This is a genomic window from Roseovarius sp. (assembly GCF_040223625.1).
GTDB lineage: Bacteria > Pseudomonadota > Alphaproteobacteria > Rhodobacterales > Rhodobacteraceae > Roseovarius.
In genome coordinates this window covers 49431-62500 of the sequence record NZ_JAVKFX010000024.1, presented here as the reverse complement: position 1 = coordinate 62500, position 13070 = coordinate 49431, and the positions used below count along the sequence as shown (strand labels likewise).

13 protein-coding genes are annotated in these 13070 nt (G+C 65.1%); 7 read left to right on the top strand and 6 right to left on the bottom strand.

Going from position 1 to position 13070, the window contains the following annotated elements; all coding sequences use genetic code 11:
• Positions 1–493: 493 nt before the first annotated feature.
• The 3 genes from msrQ to RLN94_RS06390 form a co-directional block, all read right to left on the bottom strand.
• Entirely contained in the window at positions 494–1129 is a 636-nt protein-coding gene (gene msrQ, locus RLN94_RS06400) for a protein-methionine-sulfoxide reductase heme-binding subunit MsrQ (RefSeq protein WP_350129321.1), read from the bottom strand.
• On the bottom strand, positions 1129–2031 hold the full coding sequence (msrP, locus tag RLN94_RS06395; RefSeq protein WP_350129324.1) for a protein-methionine-sulfoxide reductase catalytic subunit MsrP: 903 nt from the start codon (positions 2029–2031) through the stop codon (positions 1129–1131). The genes msrQ and msrP overlap by 1 nt, the downstream gene beginning before the upstream one ends.
• Before the next feature lie 164 nt (positions 2032–2195).
• Positions 2196–3692 carry an FMN-binding glutamate synthase family protein gene (locus tag RLN94_RS06390; RefSeq protein ID WP_350129385.1) on the bottom strand — a complete coding sequence of 499 codons (1497 nt, stop codon included), beginning with the start codon at positions 3690–3692 and terminating at the stop codon, positions 2196–2198.
• Between the two features lie 335 nt (positions 3693–4027).
• Here RLN94_RS06390 and RLN94_RS06385 point away from each other — a divergent pair, with 335 nt between their 5' ends.
• The 3 genes from RLN94_RS06385 to RLN94_RS06375 all read left to right on the top strand — a co-directional run bounded on the left by RLN94_RS06385 (position 4028) and on the right by RLN94_RS06375 (position 6624).
• The gene (locus RLN94_RS06385) at positions 4028–4519 is read left to right on the top strand and encodes a fasciclin domain-containing protein (RefSeq protein WP_350168698.1); all 492 of its coding nucleotides are present in this window, start codon (positions 4028–4030) and stop codon (positions 4517–4519) included.
• 297 nt (positions 4520–4816) lie between these two features.
• Positions 4817–5911, top strand: a complete 1095-nt coding sequence (locus RLN94_RS06380) for a GSCFA domain-containing protein (protein ID WP_350129330.1) — start codon at positions 4817–4819, stop codon at positions 5909–5911.
• Complete coding sequence (locus RLN94_RS06375) at positions 5908–6624, top strand: hypothetical protein (RefSeq protein WP_350129333.1); 717 nt, start codon at positions 5908–5910, stop codon at positions 6622–6624. The genes RLN94_RS06380 and RLN94_RS06375 overlap by 4 nt, the downstream gene beginning before the upstream one ends.
• Here RLN94_RS06375 and RLN94_RS06370 read toward each other — a convergent pair.
• Both RLN94_RS06370 and RLN94_RS06365 read right to left on the bottom strand, forming a co-directional pair.
• Positions 6621–7358 (bottom strand): hypothetical protein, encoded by a 738-nt coding sequence (locus RLN94_RS06370; protein WP_350129336.1) that lies wholly within the window; start codon positions 7356–7358, stop codon positions 6621–6623. The two genes, RLN94_RS06375 and RLN94_RS06370, sit on opposite strands and share 4 nt — an antisense overlap.
• Complete coding sequence (locus RLN94_RS06365) at positions 7359–8222, bottom strand: hypothetical protein (RefSeq protein ID WP_350129339.1); 864 nt, start codon at positions 8220–8222, stop codon at positions 7359–7361.
• Positions 8223–8424: 202 nt separating this feature from the next.
• Between RLN94_RS06365 and RLN94_RS06360 the strand changes: the two genes are divergently transcribed.
• The 4 genes from RLN94_RS06360 (at position 8425) to RLN94_RS06345 (ending at position 12391) form a co-directional block, all read left to right on the top strand.
• Complete coding sequence (locus RLN94_RS06360) at positions 8425–9444, top strand: glycosyltransferase family 2 protein (RefSeq protein ID WP_350129342.1); 1020 nt, start codon at positions 8425–8427, stop codon at positions 9442–9444.
• A gap of 121 nt (positions 9445–9565) precedes the next feature.
• Entirely contained in the window at positions 9566–10648 is a 1083-nt protein-coding gene (locus tag RLN94_RS06355) for a glycosyltransferase family 2 protein (RefSeq protein ID WP_350129345.1), read from the top strand.
• A 4-nt stretch (positions 10649–10652) separates the two neighbouring features.
• Entirely contained in the window at positions 10653–11432 is a 780-nt protein-coding gene (locus tag RLN94_RS06350) for a sulfotransferase family 2 domain-containing protein (RefSeq protein WP_350129348.1), read from the top strand.
• Positions 11433–11437: 5 nt separating this feature from the next.
• Positions 11438–12391 carry a hypothetical protein gene (locus RLN94_RS06345; protein WP_350129351.1) on the top strand — a complete coding sequence of 318 codons (954 nt, stop codon included), beginning with the start codon at positions 11438–11440 and terminating at the stop codon, positions 12389–12391.
• A gap of 15 nt (positions 12392–12406) precedes the next feature.
• Here RLN94_RS06345 and RLN94_RS06340 read toward each other — a convergent pair whose 3' ends face one another.
• Positions 12407–13006, bottom strand: a complete 600-nt coding sequence (locus RLN94_RS06340) for a hypothetical protein (protein ID WP_350129354.1) — start codon at positions 13004–13006, stop codon at positions 12407–12409.
• Positions 13007–13070 lie beyond the last annotated feature (64 nt).

The following is a 13070-nucleotide window of genomic DNA, read 5'->3' as shown; positions in this document are numbered from 1 at the left end:
CATCGATCTCTCGTTTTGTTGTCCGCCTCGTTGCCGTGTGGCCCGTCTGGCGTTCCGTTGTGCGCCTCAGCGCCGCCGGTGAGGGGGTATTTACGGATTGCGGCTCACACTCGCAAGCCCTTTTTTCCGGAAACGTCATGTTTTTTTCAAAAAACTCGATTTCCCAACGAAAACAATGGCTTCTGTTCCTGAAATTTCGCCGGCCGCCAGTTTTGCGCAAGATTTTTTCTGCCCCATACCGCGCAAATCCGGGGGAATTTGGCTTATCCACAGGGAATCCGCCGGGAAATGGTCGGACTCACCCCCGGATTCCCCCGGAATCGGCGCCGACTCCCCCGCCCGACTCGTGAATCGCGCCCGATTCACCCTTCGATGAATCGCTCTGGCCTCCCCGAGTCGGCGGTTTTTCGGAAAGAATCTCTGAATCAGCCCCGAATCCCGGCATCGCGAGGCGTCGGGCGAGCGAATCCGCGGGAATCGGTTCGTGACTCGGTCAGGCCCTGCTCTGCGCCCCGCCCGCCGTCCTCGCCCGGCGGGGCTTTCCGATCCCGGGAAGCCGCAGGGCAAGCAGCACCAGAATGACACTCAGCATCACCAGCGGCTTCGCCTGCCACCCTTTCACCAGCATCACGTAATGCACCGCCCCGAGGATCGCTGCAGGATAGGCCAACTTGTGCAGCAGCCGCCATTTGGGTCCCAGCCGCCGGACCGACAGGTTGTTCGACGTCACCGCCAGCGGAAGCAATAGAACGAACGCCGCCATGCCGACCGTTATATAGGGCCGCTTCAGGATATCCGCCCAGACCCGGTCGAGCGCCTGAACGTCCAGCACCGCCCAGGTGAGCAGATGGATCGTCACGAAGAAGAAACAGGCCAGGCCGATCGCCCGGCGGAACTTCAGCAGGTTCACCTTGGCGAACCGCCGCAGCGGCGTCACCGCCAGCCCGGCAATCAGAAGGTAAAGGGCCGCCTCCCCATAGGCATGTTCGATCGCCTCCACCGGGTTCGGGCCCAGCGCCCCTGTCGCGCCCTGAAAGAACACCCAACCCGCATAAGCCACGCTGCCGGCATAAACGATCCAAGCCGGCACGCGGCGCATGGCCGAATTGAAGCGATCGACAAACCCCATCAGTGGTACTTCACCAGGTCCATGCCTTCGTACAGGCCGGCCACCTCTTCCTCGTAGCCGTTGAACATGCGGGTCGGCGTCTTCTTGGCGAAAAGCCCCTGCCCGATCAGCTGTTCGTATTCCTGGCTCCAGCGTGGGTGATCCACCTTGGGGTTCACGTTGCTATAGAAGCCGTACTCCTCGGGGCTGTACTTGTTCCACGCCGTCGGCGGCTGAGTGTCGGTCAGCGTGATCCGGACGATCGACTTGATCGACTTGTAGCCATACTTCCACGGCACCACCAAACGCAGCGGCGCGCCGTTCTGGTTGGGCATGTCCCGGCCATAAATCCCCGTCGCCACCAGCGTCAGCGGATGCATCGCTTCGTCCAGCCGCAGCCCCTCGACATAGGGCCACTCGATCACCGGCCGGCTCACCCCCGGCATCTCGTCAGGGCGCAGCGCGGTCTCGAAGGCCACGAACTTCGCCGAAGACTGCACGCCCGCCATCTCCAGCAGGTCGGCCAGCTCGAACCCGTTCCACGGAACCACCATCGCCCAGCGCTCGACACAGCGGAAGCGATAGATCCGTTCCTCGACGGTCATCTCCTTCATAATGTCCTCGAAGGCATAGTCGCCGGGGCGGTCGACCATCCCGTCGATCGTCACGCTCCACGGCTCGGTCGTCAGCATATGGGCGTATTTCGCCGGATCGCCCTTGCCGGTGCCGAACTCGTAGAAATTGTTGTAGCTGGTGATGTCGTCCCATTCATTGGGCTCCAGTGTCTCGGCCCGCGCCGATGCGCCGATGCCGGTCAGCGCCAGCCCGGCCGCCGCCGCCCCGATCACCTGCCGCCGGTTGAGGAACAGGTGCTCCGGAGACACGTCATTGTCGGTCAGGGTGTTCTTCCAGCGAAAGGCCATGCGTCCGGTCTCCGGTATTGCGCTACATCTGCGCCAAAGAAGTAGCGGGCCGCCGCCCGCCCGGCAAAACAACCCAGCTCACAAACACGTTGCCCTGACGTAACATTCCCCGTCCCTCGCGCGCGCGTGCGCGCGCGTAGTAAGAAGGCCCGCCCAATCGCGCCTTACTCCGCCGCCTTGGCCGGGTCATAGCTCGGCAGAAGCCGGTTGAACGGCACGCTCGTCCCATCCGCCTGCACGATCCGCACATGCCGCCGCCGCATCTGCCGCGGCTCGGCCACCCCGACGGAGTGGGCGATGGTCTCGACCTCCCTGATCACCGCCTGCGCGTAATGCGCCACCTTGTCGATCTTGGTCTCCACCACGAGGCCCTTCTGATACCTCGGGTTATGAGTCGTGATTCCGGTGGGGCAGGTGTTCCGGTTGCACTTCAACGCCTGGATACAGCCGAGCGAGAACATGAACCCCCGCGCCGAGGTCACGAAATCCGCCCCGGCACAGATCGCCCAGGCCACGTCGCCCGGGTTCACCAGCTTGCCGCTGGCAATAATGCGGATCCGGTCCTTCAGCCCGTGCCGGTCGCGCATGTCCACCACCCGCGGCAGGGCCTCGCGCACCGGCATGCCCACAAGGTCGAGCAGCGGCATGGGCGCGGCCCCGGTCCCGCCCTCGCCCCCGTCGATGGAGATGAAGTCTGGCGCATGCTCGGCACCGCGCGCGTCGATCGCCTCGAAGAGCGGCTCCATCCCCTCGACCGAGCCCACCGCCGTCTTGATCCCCACCGGCTTGCCGGTCACCTCGCGGATATGCCCGATCATGTCGAGCAGCTCGTCATAGGTGCCGGCCTCCGGGTGCCGGTTGGGCGAGATGCTGTCCTGCCCCACGGGAATCCCCCGGATCATCGAGATTTCCGGCGTCACCTTCGTTCCCGGAAGGATACCGCCCTTGCCGGGCTTCGCCCCCTGGCTCAGCTTCAGCTCGAACATCCGCACCGTCTCGTGCGCGGCGACCTCCCTCAGCTTTTCGTCGCTCAGCCCGCCGGTCATGTTCCGAACCCCGTACTTGGCCGTCCCGATCTGGAAAACCAGGTCGCACCCGCCCTCGAGGTGATAGGGCGACAGCCCGCCCTCCCCGGTGTTCATCCAGATGCCCGCCGCCTTCGCCCCCTTGCTCAGCGCCCTGACCGCCGGCCTTGAAATCGACCCGTAACTCATCCCCGAGATGTTGAAGATCGACGGCGCGGCAAAGGGCATCCGCGCATGCGGCCCGATCTCCAGCGGCTCGGTCTTGGCATACATGTCGTTGAGCGGCGGAAAGGCCGAGTTCGCGAAGATCGGCGTGCCCGGCACGCTGATATTCCGGGTCGAGCCAAAGGCCACCGTGTTCCCCACGCCCTTCGACGCCCGCCCGACCCAGTCGCGCTGCGCCCGGTTGAACGGCAGCTCCTCCCGGTCCATCGCGAAGAAATACTGCCGGAAGAACTCCCCCAGCTCCGAGAACAGGTGCCGGAACCGCCCGATCACCGGGTAATTCCGCCGGATCGCGTCGCCCCGTTGCGACCGGTCGATCACGAACAGGATCACCGCCGCCAAGGCCAGCAGTCCCAGCACCGCGATGAACGCGACCGCCAGTATCTCGACGGCCCTCATTGCGAACCCCATGTCCAATTCCATCACCACCCTCCTTGCCCGGCCCGGCGGGCCGCCGCCCCTACAGCCTTCCGCGCGCGGCCCCAGACTTCAACCCGGGAAATGTCAGGCCGTGCCCCGCCGGATCACCGGTTCGGCGCCGTCGCGCTCACACGCCGCTAACCTTGAATAACAAATCTTTGACTTGAGAACGCAAAACGCACGGGCTTAGCGGGCCGGCCCGAAAAGTCCAGCCACCCCAACACGATTTCCCGGTGAACCACTTCGGCCCTCCCTCCGTAGTCAGGACCGAATGCTCACCAGGCATTCGCACACGCACACACGCATACATCATGGAGGAGTTTCACATGCTTCGCAGAACATACCTTGCCCTCACCGCCGCCACCCTTCTGTCGGCCACCGCCGTGCCGGCGCTTGCGGACAATCATTCGATGGACATCGTCGACACCGCCGTCAACGCCGAGGGCTTCGAAACCCTCGTCGCCGCGGTCGAGGCCGCGGGCCTTGTCGAAACGCTGAAGGGCGAAGGCCCCTTCACCGTCTTCGCTCCCACCGACGAGGCGTTTGCCGCCCTGCCCGAGGGCACCGTCGAAGACCTGCTTCTGCCCGAGAACAAGGATCAGCTGACCGCGATCCTCACCTACCCCGTGGTGCCCGGCAAGGTGATGTCCGGCGACCTGACCGCCGGCATGACCGCGGCCACGGTCGAGGGCAGCGAGGTCACCATCATGACCGAGGGCGACGTCATGGTGAACGATGCCAACGTCGTGCAGCCCGATATCGAGGCATCGAACGGCGTCATCCATGTCATCGACAAGGTGATCATGCCCGACATGTAAACCCGTCATCCTGACGGTGTCCCGGACGGGGCGGCATGGCCGCCCCGTTCTCTCTTCCACGATTCGCAGGCTTGCGGCCCTACGTGCCAGGCTCGCCCCGTTTTGTTCCGGAATCGGCAACGCCATAGCCAATTGGCAGCCATTGTCGCCGAACCGGCCGCAAATCGCCGCCCGCAGACATATTCTCACCACACCCCGCCTTGTTTCTGCCATAATCAGACCACAGAAAAAACGTGGTACCGGTCGTCAGGCCGGGCCCTGCGTGGGGGCGCAGGTATCAGGTTTGTGAGTGCTGCCATGAAGTCCTTTCCCGTATTATCTCCGTCGTCCGGCGACATCTCTGGCGCCGGCGCGAATCCCTACGAGAAACAGCCCAGCCGCGCCTTCTGGCGCTCGGCGGTCTCCGACCTGTCACCGATCGAGATGGACGGCATCTACCAGCCCCGCTTCCGGATCTCGCGCGAAACCCGCATCTCCGCCGCCGGAAGCTGCTTCGCCCAGCACATCGCGCGCCAGTTCAAGGCCCGCAACTACCGCTTCACCGATGTCGAACCCGCCCCGCCCTTCCTGGACGCGGAAACCGCCGAGGATTTCGGCTACGGCCAGTACTCCGCCCGCTACGGCAACGTCTACTCGATCCGCCAACTGCTTCAGCTCTTCGCCCGCGCCGAGGGCGCGATGGACCCGGACGATCACGTCTGGCTGCAAGACGGCCGCGCCTACGATCCGTTCCGCCCCACCATCCAGCCCGACGGCTTCGCCTCGCTGGCCGAGATGGAGGCCGACCGCGAATACCACCTCGACCAGGTCCAGACCCTTTTGGGCCAGACCGACCTGTTCGTCTTCACCTTCGGCCTGACCGAGGCCTGGGTGAACAAGCGCGACGGCGCGGTGCTCCCCTCCTGTCCGGGCACCCATGCCGGCACGTTCGACCCGGACACCTACGCCTTCCGCAACTTCCGCTTCAACGAGGTGCTGCAGGATGCCGAGGCCTTCATCGCCCTCGCCCGCCAGCACAACCCGGACATGCGTTTCCTCTTCACAGTCTCGCCCGTGCCCCTGACGGCCACCGCCACCGATCAGCACGTCCTGGCGGCCACGACCTATTCCAAGTCGGTGCTCCGCGCGGTCTGCGGCGAACTCGCAATGGCGCATGACTTCGTCGACTATTTCCCCTCCTACGAGCTGGTCGCATCGCACCCCATGCGCGGCATCTACTACCGCCCCAACATGCGCAACGTCGCGGCCCAGGGCGTGGCCCGGGTGATGGACATCTTCTTCGCCGCCCACGGCGACACCGGCACCGCCGAGCCGAAGCAAGACGAAACACCCGCCGTGCCCACCTCCGACCCGGCCTGCGACGAGGAAATACTGGAGTTCTTCGAGACATGACCCTGAACATCTGCGGCAACTCCCACACCCGCGCCCTGCGCGCCGGCATGCAGATCCTCGAAGACAGCGTCGCCGAGGAGGTCGTGGTCTTCCCCCTCGGCACCGCCGACAACGAGGCCGAGCCGTTCAGCACCATCGAGAACGGCCGCGTCGTCCTGACCAATGACCGTTTCCGCACCAAGCTGCAAAAGAATTTCGGTTTCTCCAGCTTCGGCCCGGCCGACCGCTGGGGCATCTGCCTCGGCACCCACAACTACCGCCTGATGCGCTCCGAGGCATGGCTGCGCGCCGCCCCGGCATGGCTCGGCATCCCAGGGCTTCAGCCGGTGCCGGAGGCCGCCTTCGCCCAGATGGTCGCCGCCGATCAGCGCCACATCCGCGCCTTCTTCGACCAGCTCCTGCAAACCGGCGTCCGCCCTTTCGTCATCTCGGCGCCCTGGCCCGTGCGCAGCCACCCGATCATGACCGAAACCGGCGTCCGCCCCGAGATCATCAAGGCCATCGACGTCAAGTCCCGCGCCCTCTTCGCCGCATGGCTGGCGGAACGCGGTATCGAGCTGATCCTCCCCCCGAAAGAAGCAGCCGACGAACAGGGCTTCCTCCGCCCCCGTTTTGCCAAGGGCGGCGACGATCACTACCACGGCAACCCGCGCTATGGCCGTCTGATGATGAAGAAGGTGCTGGAAAGCCAGCGCGTCGCCGTCGCCGCCTAGACCGTCTCGGGGCTCGACCGCCGGCGAAACTCCATCTCCCCCGCCAGCGCCCGGCGCAGCGCCACGGGCCGCACCCCGATGGCGCATTCCGTCACCCGGTTGATCAGCCCCGCCGATTTCAGCCGCTTGCCCACGCCATGCCCGACCTTGCCGATGATATAATGGTGCAGGTTCGGACAGACAGGAAAGCGCGACCAGTGCGGCCGCTCCACCTTGCCCCCGCCATGCAGCACGAAATAGGTGCAGCCCGGCTCCAACGTATCCTCCAGCGGCGGCCGGGTGAACCGTCCGATCCGCTCGCGATAGGCCTTCCACCGCAGCTCTTCCGGCACCACCTCCGGGTCCGCCGAATACTGCGCCGAGATCGCCAGACAGCTCTTCGCCCGCAGCGCCCCGGCAAAGATCACAGCCCCGTAACCACCCATCGAATTACCGAAGGTCACCGTCTCGGTGATCCCGTGCGCCTGCCGGTACCGGCCAACCACGTCGAGGATCTCCTCGAAGATCCCCGGATCGTTGTACCAGCTTCGCAAGGTGTCCGAGACGAACAGCACGTGGTTGCGCCCGTCCTGCCGGCTGCTCTTCACGAATTCCTCGGTCTGGTGCCGCGCCTCGGGCTTGCCCACCCCGGTGAACGACACCACCAGCCGCGGCTCTCGCCCCGCAAGGCTCGTGGCCTTCACCCTGTCAGACTGGTGGAACACCGCAAGTGGCGCGGTCGCTTTGCCGGTCATCTATTCGACCACCGACCTGTCCTTCTGATCGGGCACCGGCGCCGCGCCGGCCTCGATCCCGTGCTTGTCCAGCAGCGACGCCAGCCAACTGCCCTCGGGCGGCACCCCGTCATGGCGTCGCGCGCAGAACCGCTTGATCGGCGCCCAGATATGAATGCAGCGCGTGTTCTCGGTCAGCTTCCGCTTCACCGCCATCGGCCGCTTGGCAAAGGCCCGGCGGTTGGCGAAATGCACCGGATAGTAATAGTCGGTCGGCCGCGCATGCTTGTCCTCGCCGGTTTCCTGCAGGAACGCGGTCACGCCCAGCGGCCCCCACACGCCCCACGGCATCTCCGACACGTGCATCGGGTCGCCCGCCTCGGCCCTTGCCTTGATCTCGTTCAGGAACCGCGGCGGAAGCCATTCCGGCACCGGGTACTCGTCCTTGGTGAACTCCAGCAGCCCGTTCAGCGCCGGCGAATCCTGCGGCAGCCGCAGGATGGCGCCGTTGATCTGCCCCTTCTGCTTCTCCTCCGACCAGAATTCGTAGCCGTAGACATGGCTTTCCCCGCCCGGCAACGGCTTCACCGAATAGACATCGGTGTCGATATAGATGATCTCGGGATCCTTCGCGATCATGTGAAAGCGGAACAGGTCCGAGAACAGCGCCACGCTGCCGGTGCGGGCATGGGTGTGGAAATCGTCCGTTTCCAGAACCTCCCGCCCGTCGCGCACCTCCACCCCCTCGGGGATGCCGGTCACCTCGCCATAGGTGTACAGCACCGTGCGGTGCCCCTGATCGACGAAAGACTTCAGGCACAGCTGCTCGAGCCACGTCAGCGACCCGCCAATCCACAACGCACCCACCGGGGGAAGTTCTGCCATTCCATTGCCTCGGGTTATCTTTTTTATTGCCGCAACTTCTACCCCACCCCCCGAATCGCATCAAGCTTGGCCTGACGCATCGTCACGCCAAGTTTCCTCAAATCCACAACACGGGCGCAGCCATTGCCGCATTGCGCCCTGCGCCCGCTCTGGTACTTCTAGGGATCATGGGCAAACGCCCCGCCAAGCAAGGAGCCGCCGCATGACAGATCGCCAGCCGAGAACCCTGCTCGGGACGGTCAAGGACGAAGGCCCCTACCTGCTGGAATGGATCTGTTACTACAAGCTGATCGGCTTCGACCGCGTCGTCGTCGCCTCCAACGATTCCGAGGACGGCACCCGCCAGATGCTCGACTACCTCGACACCGTGGGCGAAATCACCCATCTCGAGAACAGCGGCCAGCGCGAGGGCGAACCGTCCGACCCCCAAAACCGCGCCTATGACAGGTTCTGGGCCGACGAGACCATCAAGACCTCCGAATGGGTGCTGGTGGCCGATGCGGACGAGTTCCTCAACATCCACGCGGGCGACGGCACCGTCGACGCCCTGGTCGAGGCGGCGGAGGCCCGCGCCGGCAAGCAGGTCGACATCATTTCGGCCACATGGCGGGTCTTCGGCAATGCCGGCATCGTCCCGTTCGAGGACGAACCCGTCATAGCCCAGTTCACCCGCTCCGCCCCTCCGGGCACGAACAAGGTCCAGCGGTACACCGCTTTCAAGTCGATGTTCCGCCCTCACCCGGTGCGCAAGCTCGGCATCCACCGCCCCCGCCTCTCGCCCCGCTACCAGGAAGGGCGCGTATCGCTCACATGGGTCAACGGCTCGGGCGACGAAATGCCGGAGCGCTTCCTCCAGCAGGGCTGGCGCTCCTTCGAGGACAGCTACGGCGACGCGCTGGTCACCATGAACCACTACATGATCAAGTCGTCCGAAGCCTTCCTGATGAAGCGCTACCGAGGCACTGCCAACAGCGACGACGACGAGCGCATCAATTTCCGCTATTTCGAAACCTTCAACGCCAACGATGTCGAGGATACCACCATCACCCGCCATGTCCCGGCGCTGAAATCCGCGATTGCCCGGCTCAAGGCCGACCACCCGCACCTTGCCCTGCTCCACGACCAGAGCCTCGCCTACCACCGGGCCAAGCTCGAAACGGCGCGACAGGAACTCACCGCAAGCCGCCCGGATATCGCGGCAAGGCTAGGCCTCACCGTCTGAAGCCCTCACAAAGCCGGCGTTTTGCAAAAGACACGCCCAAGAATCGCCATATAAATGCTTGTTGCCTGCTTTAGCGAGAGGTGGGACACTCCTGCCCGAGGCAGACGAAAGAACAGGTATCATGGCCTCCGATCGAAAAGATCGCTTCCTGATCGTCACCACGATGAAGAACGAAGCGCCGTTCATGCTGGAATGGATCGCGTACAACCGTGCCATCGGTTACGACGATTTCCTCATCTACACCAACGACTGCACCGACGGCACCGACGCCATTGCGACGCGGCTCGAGGAAATGGGCCTCGCCGCCCATATCGACAACAACAACCGCCAGATCGGCCGCAAGGGGGCAGAGCTGTCGCCCCAGCGCGCCGCCCTCCGGCTCGCGACCGATCACCCGCGCTACAAGGCCGCAGACTGGGTCATCTGCTCGGATGCCGACGAGTTTATGAATGTCCGCTCGGGCAGCACCCTGCCCGACCTCGTCGCCGCCTGTGGCCCGGCCGATGCCATCTCGGTCTGCTGGAAGCTCTTCGGCAACGGCCTGCACCGTCATTACGAAGACATCCCCCTCACCGAACAGTTCTTCTCCTGCGCCCCCGAGAACGAGTTCACCAATTTTCGCGGCGCCGGCATCAAGACCCTTTTCCGCAACAACGGCGCCTTTCACCGGATGGGCGTCCACCGCCCCAAGGTCAACGCCGCCCGCGCGCCCGACCCCGAGAAACCTTACGCCCATGTCACCTGGCGCGACGCCGGCGGTCAGCAGGTCGATGGCGACACGATCACCTGGCGCACCTGGGCGGGCTTCACCCACACCCACGCCCGGCTGCATCACTACGCCATCCGTTCCGCCGACAGCTTCCTCGTCAAGCGCGACCGCGGCCGCACCAACCACGTGCATGTCGACCAGGGCCGCGAATATTTCGACGCCATGAACACCAACCACACGCGCGACTATTCCGTCCTGCGCCACGTGCCCGGCATGTTGCGGGAACTGGTCAGGCTCCGCTCCGACCCGGTGCTGAACGAGCTGCACATGCAAGCCGTCGCATGGCACCGCGAAAAGATCGCCGACATCAAGTCCCGCCCCGACTGGCGCGACTTCATCGAGATGGTCTATACCCATCCCGGCATCAAGCGCCCCGATCCAAGGGCGGCGCGACAGCCCGAACCGGAGCCGGAAGAAGAATTTGCCGACGACTGAGCGCATGAGCCCGATCAACGCCATCCTGTCGAACTACCGCAATCGCCGGCATCTGCTGCAAACCATGCACCTGCCGGCGAAACCCTATGGCGGGCCCGATTTCCTCTACATGAAGAACCACAAGGCCGCCTGCACCAACGTCCTGACCCTGCTGATCACCCAGATGCACCACGCCCTCGGCGACGACACCGCGCCGGAAATCAGCATGGACGGCGTCCACAACCTGCCCACCGACCACCTGCGCGCCGGCGCCCGCGGCCTGACATGGGAAACCGCTCAGGATGCCCTAACCGGCCCCGGCTGGTTCCGCTTCACAATGGTCCGCGACCCGCTCTCGCGCACCGTCTCGGCATGGTCCGACAAGCTGCAGCCCGGCTCCAACCCGCGCCACCTGCGCGACCTCAACACCCATCTCGGCCGTCCCGCCGACACGGAAATCACCCTGCCCGCCTTCCTAGACCTGCTGGCCCAGGACGAGGGCGCCCGCGACCTCGACCGCCACTGGCGCCCGCAGCACAAGGAAATCAGCTACGGCCTCGTCTCCTACGACCTGATCGGCCGGGTCGAGGCGATGGAGGACGCCCGCCGCGCCATCATCCGCGCCCTCTTCGGCGCGAAGGGCGAGGCGGTCGAGGCCATCGACACCCGCAAGCATCTCGGCCACCGCACCGCCAGCCAGCAGCATTGCGACAGCCTCACCGCCGCCGACCGCCGCAATGTCGACCGCGCCTTCGCCCGCGATTTCGAGATGTACGAGGAAATCGCCGGGACGGAGGCCGCCTAGACCCCATGCGCAAGCTCTGGATTCACATCGGCACCCCCAAGACCGGCTCGACCGCGATCCAGCGCTACGCCCGGTCCCGCCAGCCCTACCTCGCCTCGAAATCCGTCGATTTCCTGATCCGCGGCCGCCGCGGCTCCTATAACGATCTCGGCGTGCACCTGCGCGGCGGCCAGCGGGCCGAGGCCGAAAAGACCGGCGCCGAGATCCGCCGCAAGATCGCCGGCAGCCCGGCCGAAACCCTCGTCCTCACCTCCGAGATGTTCACCGGCAGCGATCCGGCCCTCCTGCGTGAGGTGCTGGCGCTCGACGAGCCTTTCGAGACCCGCATCGTCGGCTACTTCCGCCGCCAGGACCGCTACCTCGAAAGCGCCTACAAGCAGAAGATGAAGACCGGCAAGGTCAAGCCCGGCTTTCAGAACTACGTCGACAAGTTCGGCACGAGGGGCGGCGAATACCGCCGCATCATCTCGGGCTGGGATGCCGCCTGGCCCGACGCCGAATTCATCTTCCGCCGCTTCGATCCGGCCGCGTTCCCCAAGGGCGATGTCGTGCATGACTTCACGCAGCTTCTCGGCCTCGACATCGACGCCGACGACAAACCGCCCGTCGAAGAGGTCGCCAACCCAACCCCCTCGATCGACCTGCTCGACCTCATGCAACTGGTGGCCGACATGCCCGGCCTCGACGCGCGCAAGGTCTTCCGTTCCATGCCGGTGGGCGCCCTCCCGCGGTTCGAAGGCCGCGCGATGGACAACGCCACCGCCCTGGCCCTGCTGAGCCAGTTCGAAGAGGACAACGAGGCCCTGCGCCAGCGTTTCTTCCCCGACGATCCCGCGCTCTTCCCGATGGATGATCTGTCCGGCCCCGACCCTGCCATCGCCGCGCCGGCCTTCTCCGACGACCAGCGTGCCATGATCCGCGCCCTGCTTCAGGCCGTCACCGAACAGACCGCGCGCTAGCGGGCCTGATGCCCGTCAGAATCCGCGCCGCCACCCGATCGCGAAGGCGTTCGAGCCGGAATCCGTCGCCATCAGCCCGTAGGCATCCGACCGGTGATGCAGCCGAACGAAGATATCGTCATTCCCCTCGCCCACCGAAAACGCGGTCTCGAGGCTGAAATACACCAGCGTCCGCTGCGACGCCCCCCGCCTGTCCACTTCCAGCAGCGGGGTCTCGCTCGCATGCGACAAGCCAATCCCGAAAGCAAAACTGTCGATCACCGCCGGCCACGGCCGCGCCGGGCTGTAGCGGATCGTCACCGGCAGAACCAGTTCCTGATAGGTGTCCTGCCCGAAGTGATGGTTCAACTGAACCTCAGCGCCCAGCGCGAAACGCGGATCGCTCAGCGGCACCTCGTAGCCAAGGATCAGCCCGCCGAAATAGGCATTGGTGAAATCCGTCTCGGTGGGATCGAAGACCTCGTCGATCCCGTTGATCGTCATCTGCCCGGCCTGCAGGCTCAGCGTCAGCCGGGGATCACCGGCGCGGAAGTTGTCTGCCAATGCGCCCGATGACGCCACCGCCAGAAGCAACGCCGCCCCCACGGACTGAAAAAGGAAACTTGGGAAACGCACGGTGTGCTCCCGCAACTGATAACGACACCCCCCGATGACGCAGGCCTTGGATACACCCTCGCGC

Coding starts and splice junctions, on each gene's coding strand:
- RLN94_RS06355 (WP_350129345.1), top strand. CDS start 9,566: ATGGCCTCCGATCGAAAAGATCGCTTCCTGATCGTCACCACGATGAAG.
- RLN94_RS06345 (WP_350129351.1), top strand. CDS start 11,438: ATGCGCAAGCTCTGGATTCACATCGGCACCCCCAAGACCGGCTCGACC.
- RLN94_RS06365 (WP_350129339.1), bottom strand. CDS start 8,222: ATGGCAGAACTTCCCCCGGTGGGTGCGTTGTGGATTGGCGGGTCGCTG.
- RLN94_RS06390 (WP_350129385.1), bottom strand. CDS start 3,692: ATGGGGTTCGCAATGAGGGCCGTCGAGATACTGGCGGTCGCGTTCATC.
- RLN94_RS06375 (WP_350129333.1), top strand. CDS start 5,908: ATGACCCTGAACATCTGCGGCAACTCCCACACCCGCGCCCTGCGCGCC.
- RLN94_RS06370 (WP_350129336.1), bottom strand. CDS start 7,358: ATGACCGGCAAAGCGACCGCGCCACTTGCGGTGTTCCACCAGTCTGAC.
- RLN94_RS06380 (WP_350129330.1), top strand. CDS start 4,817: ATGAAGTCCTTTCCCGTATTATCTCCGTCGTCCGGCGACATCTCTGGC.
- RLN94_RS06385 (WP_350168698.1), top strand. CDS start 4,028: ATGCTTCGCAGAACATACCTTGCCCTCACCGCCGCCACCCTTCTGTCG.
- msrP (WP_350129324.1), bottom strand. CDS start 2,031: ATGGCCTTTCGCTGGAAGAACACCCTGACCGACAATGACGTGTCTCCG.
- RLN94_RS06360 (WP_350129342.1), top strand. CDS start 8,425: ATGACAGATCGCCAGCCGAGAACCCTGCTCGGGACGGTCAAGGACGAA.
- msrQ (WP_350129321.1), bottom strand. CDS start 1,129: ATGGGGTTTGTCGATCGCTTCAATTCGGCCATGCGCCGCGTGCCGGCT.
- RLN94_RS06350 (WP_350129348.1), top strand. CDS start 10,653: ATGAGCCCGATCAACGCCATCCTGTCGAACTACCGCAATCGCCGGCAT.